At 31.0% G+C, this 20,622-nt stretch carries 10 protein-coding genes; all 10 read left to right on the forward strand.

The features are described 5' to 3' along the window. A partial coding sequence (locus MPF19_RS14950) for a transaldolase family protein (protein WP_284041543.1) occupies positions 1-204 on the forward strand: 204 nt, incomplete at its 5' end. A 217-nt stretch (positions 205-421) separates the two neighbouring features. Then, positions 422-3,268, forward strand: a complete 2,847-nt coding sequence (locus tag MPF19_RS14955; protein WP_249988908.1) for a DUF5060 domain-containing protein — start codon at positions 422-424, stop codon at positions 3,266-3,268. Positions 3,269-3,279: 11 nt separating this feature from the next. Continuing rightward, positions 3,280-7,434, forward strand: coding sequence for a hybrid sensor histidine kinase/response regulator transcription factor (locus tag MPF19_RS14960; RefSeq protein ID WP_249988910.1), 4,155 nt, complete (start codon positions 3,280-3,282; stop codon positions 7,432-7,434). 268 nt (positions 7,435-7,702) lie between these two features. Beyond that, a complete protein-coding gene (locus MPF19_RS14965) occupies positions 7,703-10,354 on the forward strand; it encodes a glycoside hydrolase family 3 protein (RefSeq protein ID WP_249988911.1) in 2,652 nt (883 codons plus the stop codon). A gap of 52 nt (positions 10,355-10,406) precedes the next feature. Then, a complete protein-coding gene (locus tag MPF19_RS14970; RefSeq protein ID WP_249988912.1) occupies positions 10,407-13,394 on the forward strand; it encodes a SusC/RagA family TonB-linked outer membrane protein in 2,988 nt (995 codons plus the stop codon). Positions 13,395-13,407: 13 nt separating this feature from the next. Continuing rightward, positions 13,408-14,898 carry a RagB/SusD family nutrient uptake outer membrane protein gene (locus MPF19_RS14975; protein WP_249988914.1) on the forward strand — a complete coding sequence of 497 codons (1,491 nt, stop codon included), beginning with the start codon at positions 13,408-13,410 and terminating at the stop codon, positions 14,896-14,898. Between the two features lie 189 nt (positions 14,899-15,087). Continuing rightward, positions 15,088-16,335, forward strand: coding sequence for a carbohydrate binding domain-containing protein (locus tag MPF19_RS14980; protein WP_249988915.1), 1,248 nt, complete (start codon positions 15,088-15,090; stop codon positions 16,333-16,335). 33 nt (positions 16,336-16,368) lie between these two features. Further along, positions 16,369-17,724, forward strand: a complete 1,356-nt coding sequence (locus tag MPF19_RS14985; protein ID WP_249988917.1) for an endo-1,4-beta-xylanase — start codon at positions 16,369-16,371, stop codon at positions 17,722-17,724. Between the two features lie 112 nt (positions 17,725-17,836). Beyond that, a complete protein-coding gene (locus tag MPF19_RS14990) occupies positions 17,837-18,922 on the forward strand; it encodes an endo-1,4-beta-xylanase (protein WP_249988918.1) in 1,086 nt (361 codons plus the stop codon). Positions 18,923-18,933: 11 nt separating this feature from the next. Further along, complete coding sequence (locus MPF19_RS14995) at positions 18,934-20,601, forward strand: glycoside hydrolase family 43 protein (protein ID WP_249988919.1); 1,668 nt, start codon at positions 18,934-18,936, stop codon at positions 20,599-20,601. Positions 20,602-20,622 lie beyond the last annotated feature (21 nt).

The following is a 20,622-nucleotide window of genomic DNA, read 5'->3' on the forward strand; positions in this document are numbered from 1 at the left end:
ATGAGATTAATTTATGATAACTACGGATTTAAATCACAAATTTTAGCAGCCTCTGTACGTAATACAATGCATGTTATTAACTGTGCAAAATTAGGATCTGATGTAATGACTGGACCTTTATCATCTATTACAGGATTGTTAAAACATCCATTAACAGATAGTGGATTGGCACAATTTTTAGCTGATTATAAGAAGGGAAATTAGTATTGGAATTATTGTTATAAAGAAGAGAAAAAGGTAAATTCTATTTAGAGTTTACCTTTTTTTTATGCAATAATAATTACAGTAAAATTCTCGTACATTCTAAGTCAATAGTACTTTTTGATCAATCTATAACACTTCATGCACGATTTTTGTTATCTATATATTATGTTTAAGCGTATTTTTATTCTTTTAATAAGTTCTATCAACTCAAAATTTTATGGCCATAAATAAAAGAAGCTTTAGTCTCTATTTTTTACTACTCATTTTTAATTTCACTTTATTTTCTCAAGGAAAAATTGAAGGAAAATTAGAGAAATGGAACAAAATAACCATTCATTTTAATTATGAAGAATTTAGTGAAAACGATGAAGACAATCCATTCTTAAATTATAGGTTAAATGTTACTTTTAAAAATGGAAATGAAGAAATAACGATTCCTGGTTTTTTTGCTACAGACGGAAATGCTGCTGAAACAAGTTCTATAAAAGGTGTTGTTTGGCAGGTGCGTTTTATGCCCAATAAAATTGGAAAATGGACCTACAAAGCTTCTTTTAAAAAAGGAAATGAAATAGCCATAAATGATGATGAAAAAACTGGAGAATCGGTTGGTTTTGACGGGACTTCTGGAAGTTTTATAATCAAAGAAAGTAAAAATAGAACGGAAGGAAGATTAGTTTACAAGAACGAACGTTATTTACAATATTCTGAATCTAATAAACCATTTTTAAAAGGTGGTGCAAATAGTCCAGAAACCTTTTTGGCATATTATGAATTTGATGAAACACCAGCAACTCATAAATATCAACCGCATTTTAAAGATTGGACAAAAGGAGACCCAACTTGGCAAAACGGAAAAGGGAAAAATATTATTGGAGCACTCAATTATTTGGCTTCTACAGGAATGAATTCTGTCTTTTTTTTAACAATGAATGTACAAGGAGATGGAGATGATGTTTGGCCTTGGGCTACTAAAAATGACCGAACTCGTTTTGATACAAGTAAACTAGATCAATGGGAAATTGTCTTTGATCACATGGATAATTTAGGTTTAATGTTGCATATTGTTACGCAAGAAACAGAAAACGAATTACTATTAGATATTGGCGAGTTAAAAACGCAACGTAAATTATATTACAGAGAGTTAATTGCAAGATTTGCACATCACTTAGCAATTACTTGGAATTTAGGTGAAGAAAATGGACCTGTTCATTGGTCTCCAAAAGGACAAAACGATGCTGATAGAAAAGCAATGGCGAAGTATATTAAAACACATGATCCTTATCATAATTTTGTGGCTTTACATACACACTCTATACCAAAAGAGCAAGATTTGTATTTAGAGCCTTTATTAGGATATGAGTATTTAGATGGGCCTTCTATGCAAACAGCAAACCCTAATTTAATTCATAATATCACAAAAAAATGGGTGAATGAATCTCAATTAACAGGGAAAAACTGGGTGGTTTCTCAAGATGAAATTGGGCCTGCGGATGCAGGAGCAAAACCAGATGCAGATGATCCAAATCATGATGCTATAAGAAAGGAAGTTTTATGGGGGAATTTTATGGCTGGTGGTGCCGGAGTAGAATGGTATTTTGGTTATAAATTTGCGCATAACGATTTAAATTGTGAAGATTGGAGGTCTAGAGAAAACGTTTGGAATCAAACAAAATATGCATTAAACTTTTTTAATAAGTACTTGCCTTTTGATAAAATGCATGCTGCAGATGGTTTAACAGATAATTTAGACGATTATGTTTTTGCAGAAAATGATAACACGTATGCTATTTATGTACCAGAGGTAAAAGAAACTAAAATTAATTTATTTGGTTCAACAAAAGAGTACATTATTAAATGGTATAACCCAAGAACTGGAGGAGAATTGGTAAATGGTACTGTTAAAAAAATTACAGGTGGAGGTGAAAAATCTATTGGTTTTCCACCAAATAAAGATAAAGATTGGGTTGCACTTATTAAATCAACCAAAAAGGAAAAAGAAAGTTCTCAAGAAAAGGAACAAAAAATTATCAGTTTAAATGCTATTCAAGATTTCGATTTATTAGAAAAGGATGGTTTGTCTTATTACAAGGATTTTCCAAACAACGTATTGGCAATTAATGCATCCGAAGAAAATAATAGAAACAAGTTTGCAACTGCAATTGCTAAATTTAAAGGAGTTACAGGTGTTTATAATTTTACTTTTGTAACCACTGCAGAAAATGATGGAGAATCTGAATATGTTATTAAAATTAATGGGACTACTTTAGATACTATTAAAAACGCTAGAGTTTCTGAGTCTTTTAAAAGTATTAGACATCAGGTTAATGCTGTTTTTTTACATGTAAATGATATCATCGAAATAACCTCTAAAGCAGTGACCAATGGTTTAATTCCTGAAGGAAATGAAACGGCTTGGTCTAGAGGGAGATGGAATTCTATCACTTTTACGCCTAAAGATTATTCGTTGCTAAAAATATTAGCAGATACAAAACCTTTTGAAGAAAAAGACGGAATGTTAGAAATTGAAGCAGAAAATTATCATTATAAGAGTAATAATAGCACCAAGAGAAATTGGGTTGTAAGATCTTTAGATGATAAAATAAGTGCAACAAACTATAGTAAATCTGCTCATAAAAATAGCTATATCCAAGCATTACCAGATACAAGGGTTACACATGAAGATACACTTATTTTAGGTGAAAATTTCTTTCCAGTTTCTGGTACTGGAGGTGTTATTTCTTATAAAATAATAATAAATAATCCAGGAAAATATTATATTTGGGTCAATGCACTTTCTACAGGTACAGAAGATAATGGGGTACATGTTGGTTTTAATGAAAATTGGCAAGAAAGTGGAGCCAGAATACAATGGTGCGATGGTAAAAATGAATGGACTTGGTCTTCTGCACAAAGAATGCCCGATAATCATTGTGGTGAAAAAAAAACAATTTATTTAAACTTTGATAAATCAGGAGAATACGTGCTGTCTTTTTCTATGAGAGAAGATGGTTTTAAGATGGATCGTTTTATTCTAACAAAAAACAGTAATTTTAGTCCTAATTAAAATCCCAAATTATGCAACTTAAATGGTGTCTTACTTTTATTTTGTCTTTATGCACATTGTTTTGTGCACCTATTGAGGCACAAAATAAAACGCAAAATTTTAATTTTGAAACGATAAAAGAGGGGATTTCTAAAGTTGGTATTTATACCATTATTCAAGATAATTACGGTTTTATTTGGATAGGAACCAATGGGGCTGGTTTGTATAAGTTTGATGGTCTTGATTATACTTCTTATAAATTTAAGCAAGAAGATGCAACATCTATAAGTAGTGACCTGGTGTTTTCTTCCTATTTAGATAAAAATAATAATCTTTGGATTGGTACAGAAGATGGTTTAAATCTTTACGATAGAGATTTAGATCTGTTTAAAAAAATATCTGTTGGTCTATTAGAGAATGCTAATATATCTGTTTTGAGTATTCTAGAATGTAGAGGTAACCTTTACATTGGTACAAGGTTAAATGGTTTATTTAAGCTTAATCTAAAAACCAATAAAATACAAAGAATAGCTTGTAAAGATGCTAGTAAACCTGCTATAAATAGTATACAAAAGGATAAAAATGGTACAATATTTCTTGGTACAAGTTTAGGGTTAAGAATACTAGATACACTAAACGCTGTAATTTTAAAACCAAAAAAAATAGAGGGTGCTACTATTTTAAATTTTGAGATACCTATTCAAACTTTGTTGGTAGATACTAACAATAATTTATGGGCGGGAAGCTACACAAAAGGTGTTTTTAAGTATCAACTTAAAGACAATAATATTGTTAGTTTCTCACAATTTCCGATAACTGAAAAACGCATATTATCTTTAGTGGAATTAGCCGATAAAACCTTTTTGTTTGGTTCCGAAAATGATGGTCTTTTTCACATGGGTTCTAACGGAGTTTTAATAAAAAACTATCGCTATAATAAAAAAGACAAAAATAGTATTCGTTCAAATTCAATTTGGTCATTATTTGTTGATAATAATCAGCGAATATGGATGGGATATTACAATAGTGGTGTTGTTGTTAGTGATCATTTATTTGATAAATTCGATAACATAGAAAGCTTAGAAAATAACCCGAATTCTTTGCAAATCGGTTCAGTTACTGGTATAGTAAAAGATGCCAATGATAAATTATGGATAACGATGGATGGTGGTGGTATTGATGTTTTTGACATCAAAACCTCTAAAATAGACCATATCAATAAAGCTAATGATAAAACATATTCAGGACTTACAAGTAATCACATTCAAACTATTTTTATTGATAGTAAAAAGAATATTTGGGCAGGAAGTTGGGATAATGGGATTTACGTCTTAAAAGATGGATTTAAAAATATTACAAATATTAATATCGAAAACTCAAATGGAAAATTATTATCTAATGCCATTTTAAGTTTTGCAGAAGATAAAGACGGTATTATTTGGATAGGGACTTTTTACACAGGTGTATGTAGTTTTAATCCAAAGACACATGTTTTAACACACCATAATTCACAAGAATTTTCAAAATATGGTATAAATACAAGTGATGTTAGAAAAATATTGGTAGATAGTGATGGCGCTATTTGGTTAGGAACAACTATTGGCCTTTTTAAGATAAACAATAATCAAGGCGTATTAAGTGTAAAATCTTTTGTGAAGCCAATGGCTAATTCTAACAATAATCAAAGAAGTTCAACACATATATTATCTTTATATGAAAGTACAGATAATTATCTTTGGATTGGTACAAGAGGTGCTGGATTGTGTAGGTATGATAAAAAAACAGACGAATTTAAATGGTTTAATAAGTTTTCTGGTCTAAATGAAGAAAATATTGCAAGTATCATTGAAGATAATAAAGGGGATATTTGGGTAAGTGGAAATTCGGGAATTACAAAACTAGATTTAAAAACAAATGAAGTTGTTAATTATACCATGAATGATGGTTTGTTGTCTGATGATTTTAATTTTAATGCAGTATTAAAAGATGAAGAAGGAAAACTTTATTTTGGAAATTATAAAGGAGTAGATTTTTTTAACCCAAAAGACTTAAGTACAAATTCTAGCGTACCTTCTCTATATTTAACTGGGTTAAAAATATTTAACAAAGACGTGGTTCCTAATGAAGAAAACTCGCCACTTACAAAAACCATTACAGAAACTTCAAGTATAGAGTTTAATCATAAACAGTCTGTATTTACTATAAATTATACAGGGATTAATTATACAAGACCAGAGAAAAATCAATATGCTTATTATTTAGAAGGTTTAGAAAAATCTTGGAATTATGTAGGCAATCAAAGAAGTGCTACTTATACCAATTTAGATTACGGAGACTACATTTTTAAATTAAAGGCAGCAAATAATGATGGTCTTTGGAACGAAAAACCATTAGAATTAAAAATAACAATCTTACCACCTTGGTGGAAATCTAACTTGGCTTTGATTATTTATGCGCTACTTTTTGGGTTAGGAGTTTACCTTTTAAATAAAATAACACAAAATAGGTTAAAAGAAAAAGAACTCATTAAAAACGAGAGAACTCAAAGACTTCAACAAGAGGATTTAAATAAAAAGAAGTTACAGTTTTTTACAAATATTTCTCACGAATTTAGAACTCCTTTAACGTTGATATTAAATCCTTTAAAGGATATGATGAGGGATGAAACTTTAAACTTACCAGAAAAAGTTAAATCTAAACATAGTACTATTTATAGAAATTCTGATAGGTTATTTAGGCTTATAAATGAGCTAATGGATTTAAGAAAGTTAGAATTTGATAAATTAAAAGTAAGAGCATCAGAATTAAATTTGGTAGATTTTACCAAGAATATTGTGCTGTTCTTTAAAGAAGAAGCTGCAAATAGAAATATATTTTTGACTTTAGATACAGAAATGTCGTTGATAAAAACATGGGCAGATCAAAATATGCTCGAAAAAATTATCTTCAATATTTTGTCAAATGCAATGAAAGTAACTCCAGATAATGGAGTGATTAATGTAAATTTAATAGACAATGATGAAGACTATATTTTACCACTAATTTCATCAACCAAAGCAGTAAAAGTAGTAGAAATTGTAATATCTGATACAGGAAAAGGGCTTGAGGAAGATCAGGTAGATAAAATATTTGAAAGATTTTATCAAGTAGAAAGTCTTAATAAAACTTACTATGGTGGTACAGGTATTGGACTGGAAGTAGTTAGTAGTTTTGTTAATTTACACAAAGGTAAGATTGAAGTAACAAGTAAAATAAATGAAGGAACTACGTTTAGAATAATTTTACCAAAAGGGAAAGAACATTTTTCTGCAGATGAAATTAAGAGTTTTAAATTAGAGGCAGATCTTCCTAAAAAAGAAATAAACTTTATTCCAGAAAATAAAATTTCAGGAACAGAAGAAAATGAAGAAATCGAAAAAATAGCCTCTAAAAAATATACTATTTTAGTTGTAGAAGATAATACAGAGTTAAGAAATTATTTAAAAACGGAATTAAGTAAAACATACAAGGTTTTATCGGCTATTAATGGTGTGGAAGGTTTAAAGATTGCTGAAAAATCTTTTCCAGATGTTATTCTAACAGATGTTATTATGCCAGAAATGGATGGTTTTGAGTTTTGTAGACGTATTAAAACAGATATTAAAACAAGTCATATTCCTTTGTTAATGCTTACTGCAAAGGCAAGAATTGATGATCGTATTGAAGGGATTGAACACGGTTCTGATGCTTATATGACCAAACCATTTGATATGCGTTTGCTTACTTTAAGACTAAATCAATTAATTACCAGTAGAAAATTAATTTTTGATAAATACTTTAGTGAAGTTAGTGGCGCAAAAGAGAACACGAATGCTACCTCTATAGACAAAGAGTTTATTAATAAAGTTTTGGCATATATAGGAGAAAACATTAGCAATTCTAGTTTAAGTGTAGAGGAATTGGCTAATGAATTAAACCTAAGTAAAAGTCAATCATACAGAAAAATAAAATCTCTAACAGGACAAACTCCAAACGAACTGTTAAGAAGAATTAGATTAGAAAGAGCATATCAAATATTAGAAACGGGTTCTGCATTTATAAGCGAAGTTGGTTTTAAAGTAGGTTTCTCTTCTGCATCTTATTTTACAAAATGTTTCAAAGCACATTTTGGAAAACTTCCAACCGAGGTTGTTATCAAAGAAAAGTAATAACTCTTTCCCTTTTTATTTCTTGAATGTAAAATTAGCTACCAAAAGCTAATAGAGATAGTGTATTTGTACTATTTTACCTTAAAAAGAGCCAAAATTAACATCTAATGCATTCTTTTTTTTACTCAAAAGTGCAACAACTTTCTATATTTGGATAGTAGTATGAGTTAATTATGCAGAAAAAATATCCAATACGAAATATCATTATAGAAATCTTAATCGTAGGTGTTTTAATACTGTTACTAGTTTTAATCTTTAATTAATAACCTTGAATAAAAGTAAAATAAATATCAATAAACTAAAATCTAATGTTGCATTTAAAATCTGCTTCATTTCGTTATTTCTTGTTTTCTCATGCAGTAAAAAAGAGACTGAATTTAAATTTCAAAATCAATCTTTATCAACAGAAGAAAGAGTAGTAGATTTAATTAGTTTAATGACATTGAAAGAAAAAATATCTCAAATGAGATATGATGCACCTGCAATAGAAAGATTAGGTGTGCCAGAATATAATTGGTGGAACGAATGTTTGCATGGAGTTGCAAGAGCTGGTGAAGCAACTGTTTTTCCGCAAGCAATAGGAATGGGAGCAACCTGGAACCCAGACTTAATTTTTAATATGGGAACTGTTGTTTCTGATGAAGCTAGAGCAAAATATCATCAATTTATTAGTAAAGGACAAAGAAGAATGGGGCAAGGTCTAACTTTCTGGACTCCGAACATTAATATTTTTAGAGATCCACGTTGGGGAAGAGGACAAGAAACGTATGGAGAAGATCCTTATTTAACAAGTAGAATAGGAGTAAACTATATAAAAGGTTTACAAGGTGATAACGAAAAGTATTTAAAAGTTGTTGCTACTGCAAAACATTTTGCTGTTCATAGTGGTCCAGAAAAATCGAGACATCAAGATAATTATGTAACAACTAAAAAAGATTTATACGAAACCTATTTACCTGCTTTTGAAGCTGCTGTTAAAGAGGCTAAAGTCCATTCTGTAATGTGTGCATATAATAGATATAATGGTAAACCTTGTTGTGGAAGTGAAATGTTACTTCAAAAAATATTAAGAGAAGATTGGGGTTTTAGTGGTTATGTAGTTTCCGACTGTTGGGCAATAAATGATTTTTGGGAAGAAGATAAACATGCAGTTGTAGAAACACCTGAAGAAGCTGGTGCTTTAGCTGTAATGAGTGGTACAGATTTAAATTGTGGTAGTGTTTATGACCCTAATTTAAATGAGGCAGTTTTAAAAGAATTAATAGATGAAAAACAACTAGATGTTGCTTTAATCAGATTGTTTACAGCTCGTTTTAAGTTAGGTATGTTTGATGATCAGAAGGATGTTGAATGGTCTAAAATACCATACGATGTTGTTGCAAGTGAGAAACATTACAAATTGTCTGAACAAATTGCCAAAGAATCTATGGTGTTGTTAAAAAATGATAATAATATTTTGCCTTTAAGTAAGAGTATTAAATCGATAGCGGTAATTGGTCCGAATGCAGATTCTAAACAAGCGTTGTTAGGTAATTATCATGGAACACCAAATAACTTTATTACACCGTTAAAAGGATTGCAAGAGAAATTGCCAAACACAACTATTAATTATGCTTTAGGTTCATACATTGCAAAAGAATGGCCAACCTTAAAAGAAATTCCTAAAGAGGTTTTAAAAAATGAAAAAGGTGCAGGTCTTAAAGCGGAATATTACAACAACAGTAATTTAGAAGGAGAACCTGTATTTATAAAAAGTGATGCAACTGTAAACTTTATTTGGACACCTGTTAGACCTATAAAAGATTTAAAATCTGATGATTTTTCAGTAAGATGGTCAGGAGAAATTGTGCCAGAAGAAGCTGGAGAATATAGAATTGGTTTAAAAGCAAGTAGCTATGCAAAGCTTTATATCAATGATTCTTTAAAGTTTGAATACAGTGCAGATTATGAGCCAAAATTAGAATATTTTGATGCAAAATTAAAAGCGAAAGAAGCTTTTAAAATAAGAATAGAATATAGCAATACACTTTCAGACCCTCAAGCACATTTAGTTTGGGCAAAATTAAATGAAGACTTATTATCGCCAGCAATAGAAGCTGCAAAAAAATCTGAAGTTGTAATTCTTTGTTTAGGATTATCGCCAGAAGTAGAGGGAGAAGAAATGCCTGTAGTTATAGAGGGTTTTGATAAAGGAGATAGATCTAAAATTACATTACCAAAAACACAATTAGAATTGGTTAAAAAGATTCAGATGTTGGGTAAACCAACAGTAGTTGTTTTAATGAACGGAAGTGCTTTGGCTATTAATTGGACTGCAGAAAATATTCCTGCAATTCTAGAAGCATGGTATCCTGGTGAATTTGGAGGTAATGCAATTGCAGATATTCTTTTTGGTGATTATAATCCGTCAGGAAAATTACCAGTCACTTTTTATAAGTCTGTAAAAGACCTTCCCGATTTTAAAAATTACGACATGGAAAACAGAACTTATAAATACTTTAAAGGAGAACCACTATTTCCTTTTGGTCATGGTTTAAGTTATGCTAAATTCGAGTATTCAAATTTAAAAATATCAAATAAGATTGCAAAGAATGAGGATATCGTTATTTCTGTTGATGTAAAAAATAACAGCAAATATTCAGGAAAAGAAGTTGTACAATGTTATGTTACGCATGAGAATGATACCATTAAAAACAATCCAATAAGAAGTTTGGTAGATTTTAAGAAAGTACTTGTAAAACCGAACGAAACTAAAACAGTAACATTTAAAATTCCGTCTACAAAATATGCAAGAGTATCTGAAGAAGGAAAAAAAGTAATAGAATCTGGTATAATAAATATAAGTATTGGTGGTAAACAACCAGATAAGTCGGTTACACCAGAAGATAACGTTTTAATTACAAAAGTTCAAATTCAATAAATAAGTAAAAACAAACAAATTCAATTAATTAAAATTACTCAAAATGATAAAAATGAAAATCGCAATCATAGCATTGGTTATGATATGTTCTCAGAGTATGTTTTCGCAATCCAAGACCGTTAGCGGTTCTGTGAAAGATAATACAGGAGAATTATTACCAGGAGTTAGTGTAGTTATAAAGGGTACACAAAAAGGTGTACAAACAGATTTTGACGGTCTATTTAAGATTGACAATATTTTGCCTACAGATGAGTTAGTCTTTTCTTACATTGGTATGACAGGTAAAACAGTTCTTGTAGGTACAAGTACAAAAATTGATGTTGTTCTAATGGAATCATCAGAAAGTCTTGACGAAATCGTTATTGTAGGTTATGGAAAACAAAGTAGAACAACAGTAACAGGTGCAATAGCTACGGTGAAGTCTGAAGATATTTCTACATTACCAGTAACAAATGCAGAATCTGCTTTACAAGGTAGAGCAGCTGGTCTTACAATTACTAATAGTGGTTCTCCAGGATCTTCACCATCTGTATTAATTAGAGGGTTAGGTTCAGTGGGTAATAATAGTCCATTATATGTAATTGATGGTGTTATTGTAGGAAACTTGTCTGGTATTAGTCCTAATGATATAGAGTCAGTTTCTGTATTAAAAGATGCTTCTACTACAGCGGTCTATGGAGCACAAGGATCTAATGGTGTAGTGGTTGTTACTACAAAACAAGGTAAAAATGGAAAAGGAAAATTAAGTTTTAATACATATACCGGTTTTCAAACAGTAACACAAAGATATGATGTATTAGAAACCATAGATTATTTAAAATATGCAGGTGAATTAGGTGTGTTTCCTAATAGACCTTTATCTACTTACAAAACCAATACAAATTGGCAAGATGAAATCTTTAGAGTAGGTATAATTCAAGATTATAATTTAAGTTATTCTGGAGGTACAGAAAATTCAACACATCTTTTTTCTGGTGAATATTTAAAACAAGAAGGAACTATAATTGATTCAGGTTATGAAAGATATTCTTTTAGAGCAAATAGTAGTGCTAAATTTGGGAAAGTTAAAGTAGGAGAATCTATGTCTATTTCTTTCGGAAAACAAAACCCTGAAAGAGATGAAGAAGGTAGATCACTTATAGAGCACGCCATTAAATCGGCTCCTTATTTATCTGTATATAATGCAAGTAACTTAGGTGGTTTTCAAGGGCCTTCTTCATCAGCAGATGGACAAGATGCTGTAAACCCAATACGAGCTCAAACAATTGGTAATGCAATAAATAAATCATTAGGAATTATAGGTAATGTGTATGCAGAAGTAGAAATTATGGATGGATTAAAATTTAAATCTCAAGTAGGTTTAGATTATTACACATACGATAATAGTAGTTTTAAACCTTCATACAGTGATGATAGTGTAGAAGGAAGTACAACACACGCTCAAAACTACGCAGCAATTACACGTAATACAGGTAGTGGTCAAACAATTATATTTGATAATAGTTTAACCTACAATACAACTATTGCTGATAAACATAATATTGAAGCATTACTATTGGTTGAAAAATATCAAGGTCAGAATAAAAATCTAAATGCTAGTAGTAGAAATGCTGTTACAGATGAAGTAAATCAAATTTCTAATGAAGACTCAAGTGTTAGTTCAGGTTCTTCAGAATTAAATAAAATTGGATACTTAGGGCGTATCAATTACAATTATGATGGTAAATACATTGCATCTGCATCTTATAGACGTGATGCTTCAGCAAGATTTGGATCAAACAAACGTTGGGCTAACTTTTACTCAGCATCTGCTGGTTGGAATATTGCAAAAGAATCTTTTATGCAAGATTCTCACTTCAGTAACTTAAAATTAAGAGGAAGTTACGGTACTGTAGGTAGTGATGCTATTAATAATTATGCATATGCACCTTCTCTAGTTCAGAATTTTGAATATCCTATAGGTGGTGAAAACGCAATTGGTGTAACAGCCGACGGAGGTTCAAATCAAGATTTACAATGGGAAAGCAAAGAAATTATAAATATTGGTTTAGACGCAGGTTTATTTAATGAAAAATTTACAGCCTCTTTAGAGTACTATCAAAATACTAGTGATAATTTATTAATTAATATACCTACTGTATTATCAAGTGGTATTAATGCGGGTGTTTTACCTGTAAATGCTGGTTCTGTAGAAACTAAAGGTTTTGAATTAGTATTAGGATTTAATGATTATGATGGAGACTTTACTTGGTCTGCAAACTTAAATTTAGGAACTTCAAAAAACGAAGTATTAAGTTTAGGAGCTAGAGATGAAATTACAGGGTCTCAGTACAAATTAGGTGGAGCAGATGTTACACGTACAATTGTAGGAGAACCATTATTTCATTTTTATGGTTTAGAATCTGATGGAATTTACCAAAATCAAGATGAGGTAAATGCAGTGTTTACCGCAAACCCAAATCAAGTTATTGTGAAGCCAGGTGATATTCGTTTTAAAGATTTAAATGGTGATGGAACTATTAATTCTGATGATAGAACTATTATTGGTAATCCATTTCCAGATGTAACATATGGTTTAAATTTAGACGCTAAATATAAAAACTTTGATATGAGTCTATTCATTACAGGTGTTGCAGGAAACGAAATTTTTAATACAAATACATTCGATTTAGTAGGTGGATCAAATAGATTATTTAATGTAAGTCAATCTTATTACAATAATAAATGGTCTGCAGCAAACCCAACAGGTACAGAGCCTAGAATTTTAGGAGCACCTCAAAATAACGGAATTTCAGATCGTTTTGTAGAAGATGGATCATACACCAGGTTAAAAAATGTTTCTTTAGGGTATACGTTGCCAAGTGAAATGTTTGAAAAATATTTTTCAAAATTACGTGTGTATGTTAGTGGTACCAACTTACTAACTATAAGTGATTATTCTGGTTTAGATCCAGAAATTGGAGGTGGTGAATATGGAATTGATAGAGGTAATTATCCACAACCTAAATCTATTTTGTTAGGAGTTCAAGTTTCATTTTAAAAATTAAACAATTATGAAAAAATATATATTAATAATTATAGCGTTTTTAGGAGTTTTTACAATAAACTCTTGTTCTGAAGATGATTTAGAACTATCAAACCCAAGTACATTATCGCCAGATACTTTTTTCTCTACTGAAAATCAAGTAGAATCATCAGTAAATGCAGCGTATGCAAATTTACAACCATTCGGATTGTATGGTAGATTAGTATTTTACATGATGGACAACATGTCTCACGAAAATTCTGGCAACGGACAACAAGAAGGAGATAAAGTAACCTTTGCAGATTTTTCTTTTGATTCAAGTCTTCCTTCTATTAAAGATTATTGGGATGGATGTTTTAGAGGAATTAACAAAGCAAATTTTGTAATTTCTAATTCTGAAAAAATTAATGCATTGCCAGAGGGTACATTAACCGCAGCTAAAAAAGCAAAATTTATTGGTGAAGCACGTTTTTTAAGAGCATATTATTACTCGCTTTTAGTAAATCGTTTTGGAGGAGTTCCTATTTATTTAGGAGATGGAACCGACAATGTAGAAGGCCAACCAAGAAGCACAAAAGCTGCAGTGCTTGAATTAATTATAGACGATTTAAAATATGCGGCTACTAATCTATATGATAAAAGTGCAGAAACTACGGGTAGAGCAACAAAAGGAGCAGCGCAAGCTTTGTTAGGAAAAGTGTATTTATACCAAGAATCTTATGGTTTAGCTTTAGCAGAGTTTAATAAATTATCTGGTTACGCTCTTGAAACAAATTACTATGATAATTTTATGGAAGAAACAGAGCATGGTGTAGAATCAATTTTTGAAGTTGAATACGATATCGCTTTAGGAACTGAACAATTCTGGTGGTCTCCAGTTAATGGTACAGGTCCAATTAATGCAACTAAGAGAGGGCAAGATTATGGAGTTTTAGATTGGTTTAATGTGTATCCATCAGACGATTTAGTGGCTGAGTTTGAAGCAGGAGATAAAAGATTTGCTGGTAGTTTTTACGTAGCAGGAGACACCTATAACAATGGAGATAATACGTTTGTTGAATCGGATTTTGCTGAAAACGGAGGTAATATTAGACCCGCAGCTTGGAAAAAATACCAAAATTATTACAAACAACCTTCAGAAAATGGAGAATCTGGAATTAACGTGAAAGTACTTCGTTATTCAGATGTGTTATTAATGATGGCAGAATGTGAAAATGAAGTTGGTTCTCAAGCATCAGCAATTGGTTATATAAATAAAGTAAGAACAAGAGCAGGATTAGCTGATTTAGATGTAAGTTTATCTAAAGATGCTGTATTTAACGCTATTGTTCATGAACGTAAAGTAGAGCTTGCAGGAGAACAAGTAAGATTTGATGATATGCTTAGATGGGGTATTGCAGCTACTGAATTAGCAGGTACTAATTTTCAAGTAGGTAAAAATGAATTATGGCCAATACCAGATGCTGAAATTAGTTCAAATATTAATATTAATTCAGAAGATCAAAACCCAGGTTTTTAATACTTGAGTTCATGTAAATTAAGTTTAGTTTTAATAATGGTGTGTAACAAGGCACACTGTTATTAAACTATTTAAAGTTAGTTGTTTATAAAGTAGATTGTAGAGTATTTGGTTGTAAGGAAGAAAGCATTTATAGCAACTTGCAATTTTATTTTACAGGATTAAAATAATTATAATAAAAATACAATTATGAAAAAATATAAAATATTAGGTTTATTATGTTTGTTCATGGCTTTTTGTTCATGTACAAATAACGATGATGATGTTGCTGCATTAACGCAACCAACATTTACAGTAACAGAATCTGCTGAAAATCCAGGTGTTTATTCTTTTGAAAATACAACGCCAAATAAAGAGGATTTTTATAGTTATTGGGAGTTTGAAGTTGCTGGAAATAAAGTAGCTGATAAAGCAGGTGCTGTAGAATATAAATACAAAGAGTCTGGAAGCAAATTTGTAACACTTACCATGGTTAGTGTAGGAGATGCTTTACAAACGTCTCAAACTATTGATGTAATTGTACCAGTAGCGGAAGTAATCGTAACAAATCCAGAAAATTTACTATTAAACGGTTATTTAGCTGAAGGTGATGGTGATGACTTTACAAACTGGAGCGCATATAATGGAGGCGATAATATTTTTGCTACAACAGATGCACTTATAGGAGGTAGAGCAGCTACAATATCAAATTCTGCAGATGCAGATCCTTGGAGTGTTCAATTTGTAAGTGACGCTATTGAAACAGTAGTAGGAGAACAATATACTGTTTCGTTTTGGGGTAAAGGAAATGGAGAAGTAGTTCGTTTTTCAACAAAACCAGATGCATCTGCTCAATATGGGCCAGATTATACATTAACATCAGAATGGCAACAATACACTTGGACAATTACTGCAAATGAAGCAGCTACTAATATCTCTTTAGATATGGGTAAATCTGCAGGTACATTTGTAATAGATGTTATTGAAGTTGTAAAAGGAGACACAGCACCAGCACTTCCTTCTGATACTAGTTTAATTTTAAACGGTGGTTTTGAAGATGGTTCTGGTAATGATTTTACAAATTGGGGAAAATACAATGGAGGAGATTTTATTGTTGAAGAAACAAGTGATGTTTTATCAGGTGCTAGAGCCGTTAAAGTATCAAACTCTGCAGCTGGAGATCCTTGGAGTGTACAATTTGTAAGTGATGCCATAGAAACAGAAATAGATGCAGAATATGAAGTTACTTTATGGGCAAAAGGAGACCCTGCTGTAATTCGTTATTCAACAAAACCAGATGCAACGGCAAAATATGGACCTGACTATACAATTACTGCAGATTGGGCAAAATATACTTGGACTTTTGTAGCGAATGAAGCAAATACAAATATATCTTTAGATATGGGTGCATCAGCAGGTACATTCATTATTGATGATTTAAAAGTAGAAAAAAAATAATAGTAAAACCTTAATTAACGAAATATAGATTTTATGAAAATAAATAAATTAATAATATTATTAATCTCAACGCTATTCTTATTCTCTTGTTCAGAAGAGGATGAGAGTATCATGGGGGCTGAAGGTGAAACACCAATTTCAGTTAAAGCTTCTTTTAGTTATACAGTTTCAACAGCAGATCCTTATGTAGCAGTTTTACAAAGTACTACAGAAAGTTCCGTTGAATATCAAAGTTTTTGGGACTATGGTTTAGGAGGTGGAATTGTAAGTGATAACGCAGGTATTGCTGGGGTGAGATATAATGATGCAGGAGAATATATTGTGAAATACTATGTTATTTATGATGGACTTACAACAATAGCAACTCAAACAATTAGGGTTGATGAAAATGGAGTTTGTCCAGATGGATTATGTGGCTCAACAAGTAATATAAGTTTAAAAGACGCAGCAACTACTTTTTCAGTTGGTACAATCACTAGAGCATCTTGGGTAAAAGCAGGAGGGAAACATACAGAAATCTTAAAAAAGGAGTTTAATAATATAACTTCAGAATATGAGATGAAAATGAATGTGATGTATCCATCGCAAGGAAACTACGATTTTAGTGCAGCAGATGCTATGGTAGATTTTGCGCAAGCAAATGGTATGAATGTTCACGGACATGCATTAATTTGGCACAATGCAACACCTTCTTGGGTTGAAAATTTTGCAGGAACCAATGCTGAATTTGAAGCAATGGTGAAAGATTATATTACAACCACTTTAACAAGATTCAAAGGTAAAGTTCGTTCTTGGGATGTGGTAAATGAAGCTTTTGAAGATGGATCAGGTCATCCACTTAGAAATTCTGTTTTTAGACAAAAAATGGGTGATGACTATATTAAAAAATGTTTTCAATTTGCAAGAGACGCAGATCCAGATGTATTGCTTTTTTATAACGATTATAACATGGCTTCTAGTACAACAAAAAGAGCAGCAATGTTTAAAATGGTCGATGAGCTAGGTGATTTAATTGATGGTGTTGGAGCTCAAATGCATATTTCTTATGAAGGTCCTTCAAAATCTAATATTGAAGCAGTGGCAGATGGTACTGTATCTAGAGGTTTAAAATTACACTTTGCTGAGTTAGATATTAGAGCAAATCCAAACAAGGATATAACTACTTTAACAGATGATAGAGCTCAAGAACAAAGAGCAAAATATAAAGAAGTAGTTCAAATATACAATTCTATTCCTTTAGCAAATAAATTCGCCCTAACAATTTGGGGAGTAAGAGATAATGAATCTTGGCTGATAGATTTTTGGGGAAATGCAGATTGGCCTTTATTGTTTGATTCAAATTATAATAAAAAAGCTGCTTATTTCGGTTTTTTAGAAGGATTACAATAAATAAGTTATTTGTTAAGTGTAATTTGAATTTAGAATCAGTTAAACTTTTCTGCGAAGTTTAACTGATTTTTTTTTTAGAATAATAACCAGTTAATTTTTTATATATCATACGATGAAAACAAAAAATCTTATAAAACTAGCTTATATATTGGTGATTTTTACAAGTGTTATTGCGTGTAATAATTCAAAAGAAAAGAAGGAAGCATTAGGGTTAAAAAATGAGGCAACTTTTCCAATTGGTACGGCAATAAATATCAATAGGTTATTAAATGATGCGAAGCTTCAAAAATTACAAATTGAGAATTTTAATAGTATTACTGCCACTAGTGATATGAAAATGCAGTCCATTTTGCCGGTTGAAAATCAGTATAACTGGAAAACTGCCGATACCATTTTACAGTACGCTACAAAACACAATCAAAGGTTATTTGGACATAATTTAATTTGGCATAGTTCTACACCAAAATGGGTAGAGGAGAAAGGTGAAAAAGATAGTATTTGGTTAGGTGATTTTATGCAACAGTATATAAAAACCTACGTAGGAAGATATAAAGGAAAAGTAGCAGCTTGGGATGTAGTTAATGAAGCTTTTGAATCTAGTGGAGCGAATTATAGAGAATCATTTTGGTTTAAAAAACTAGGCAAAAGTTATATAGCAAAAGCATTTCAATATGCACATGAAGCAGACCCGGATGCTATATTATTTTATAACGATTTTAATATTGAAAGAGATACAGTAAAGTTAAACGCTGTATTAAAAATGGTTAACGAATTTAAAGCTAAAGGAGTTCCAATTTCTGGTATTGGTTTTCAAATGCACATAAGAATGGATATTCCTGACGAAATTATAGCGTTTGCATTAAAAAAAGCTGCGGAAACAGGTTTGCAAATTCATCTATCTGAAGTTGATATTATTTTTAATACTCATAATGATGAACGGTTAGGTGGTATTCAGAATTATAGCGTTTTAACCGATGAAATGAAACAAGCGCAAGCCGAGAAGTATAAAAATTTGATTAAAATGTATAAAGAGATAGTACCTAGAGAGCAACAATTTGGAATTACGTTTTGGGATTTTACAGATAGAGATTCTTGGATTAAAGGCTTCTTTAATTTGAAAGATTGGCCGTGTATATATGATGATAATTTACAACCAAAGCCGGCCTATTTTGGTGTGTTAGATGGTTTAAAAGAGTAAAAATATATCGTATGAAAAAATGTGCAATAGCAATGTTATTTGTAATTGCCGTAATTGGCTGTACAAATAAAAAAGAACAAATTAAAGCAGTTAAAAAACAGCTAAATACATTTTCAAACCCAATTTTACAGGGTTTTTATCCAGATCCAAGTATTTGTAAAGTAGATGATAGTTATTACCTTATAAATTCAACATTTGCTTATTTTCCAGGAATACCTGTTTTTAAAAGTGATGATTTAGTAAACTGGAAACAAATAGGAAACGCTTTAAACAGAGCAGAACAATTAGATTTAGAAGGTTTAGAAGTTTCTCAAGGCGTTTTTGCTCCTGCAATTTCTTATCATAATGGAGTGTTTTATATTATTAACACGATTGTTGGTGGTAAAAATAATTTTATTATTTCCGCTTCAGATCCTGCCGGACCTTGGTCTAACCCAACTTGGTTACCAAAAGTAGAAGGTATAGATCCATCAATTTTTTTTGATAAAGATGATAAAACGTATGTTGTTTTTAATAGTAATCCTCCTAATAATTCACCAGAATATGATGGGCACAGAACTATTAAAATTATAGAATTAGATGTTAAGAATCTAAAAACAGTTGGTGAAGCTAAAATAATTATAAATAAAGGAGCAAAACCAGAAGACAAACCTATTTGGATTGAAGGTCCGCATATTTATAATAGAAACGGGTTTTACTATGTAATGGCTGCAGAAGGTGGTACCGCAGAAGAGCATTCTGAAGTTGTGTTTAGAAGTGAAAATATTTTAGGTCCTTATAAAAGTTATAAAAATAACCCGATTTTAACGCAACGAAATTTAGACGTTAATAGACAAAATCCAATAACGTCAACAGGTCACGCAGATATTATTAAAGATATCAATGGTAATTGGTGGGGCGTTTTTTTAGGATGTAGACCTTATAATAAAAATTATTTTAACACTGGTAGAGAAACTTTTATGGCACCTGTAAAATGGAAAAATGATTGGCCAGTTTTTGATTTGGAAGGAGATGTTGTAAAAGATCGCTATCAAATAACATTAAAGAAACCTCTTGCTAATGTACAGTCTGTTAACGCCGATTTTATCGATGAATTTAATACAGATACTTTAGCGTTTGATTGGCTTTTTTTAAGAACTCCTAAAGAAAAATGGTATTCACTTTTAAACGGAGAATTAACAATAAAAACTCGTCCAGAAACTACTTCAGGGACATCAAACCCAAGTTTTATTGGGTATAGACAAAAACATCTATTAGGTCAGGTAACTACAAACCTATCTTTTAAACCAGTTTCAGAGAATGAAAAAGCAGGCTTAATTGCTTTTCAAAATGAAACGCATTATTATTACTTATGTAAAAGCTTAAAAGATAATATGCCTGTTGTTCAGTTATTAAAATCAACAGAAAACGGAACAGAAGAAATCGCCTTTACATCAATAAAAGAGAGCGATAAAATATCTTTTAAGATTCAAGCAAAAGGAATATATTACAATTTCTACTACTCAATAAATAATACAGATTGGCAAGTTTTAAATAAAAATGTAGATGCTCGTTTTTTAAGCACCAAACAAGCCGGTGGATTTGTAGGAACTATTTACGGAATGTACACAACTTCATCAGGTATTAAAAGCAAAAACAAAGCTGTTTATCATTGGTTTAAAAACAAGAATATAAATTAATAGTAATCTGTAAACTAGTGC

Origin of the sequence: Polaribacter sp. Z014 (genome assembly GCF_023555435.1) — a bacterium.
Classification (GTDB): Bacteria; Bacteroidota; Bacteroidia; order Flavobacteriales; family Flavobacteriaceae; genus Polaribacter.

Excerpts from the sequence above, each read along its gene's own strand:
- MPF19_RS14995 (WP_249988919.1), top strand. The coding sequence starts at position 18,934 with ATGAAAAAATGTGCAATAGCAATGTTATTTGTAATTGCCGTAATTGGC.
- MPF19_RS14985 (WP_249988917.1), top strand. The coding sequence starts at position 16,369 with ATGAAAATAAATAAATTAATAATATTATTAATCTCAACGCTATTCTTA.
- MPF19_RS14970 (WP_249988912.1), top strand. The coding sequence starts at position 10,407 with ATGAAAATCGCAATCATAGCATTGGTTATGATATGTTCTCAGAGTATG.
- MPF19_RS14990 (WP_249988918.1), top strand. The coding sequence starts at position 17,837 with ATGAAAACAAAAAATCTTATAAAACTAGCTTATATATTGGTGATTTTT.
- MPF19_RS14955 (WP_249988908.1), top strand. The coding sequence starts at position 422 with ATGGCCATAAATAAAAGAAGCTTTAGTCTCTATTTTTTACTACTCATT.
- MPF19_RS14975 (WP_249988914.1), top strand. The coding sequence starts at position 13,408 with ATGAAAAAATATATATTAATAATTATAGCGTTTTTAGGAGTTTTTACA.
- MPF19_RS14960 (WP_249988910.1), top strand. The coding sequence starts at position 3,280 with ATGCAACTTAAATGGTGTCTTACTTTTATTTTGTCTTTATGCACATTG.
- MPF19_RS14980 (WP_249988915.1), top strand. The coding sequence starts at position 15,088 with ATGAAAAAATATAAAATATTAGGTTTATTATGTTTGTTCATGGCTTTT.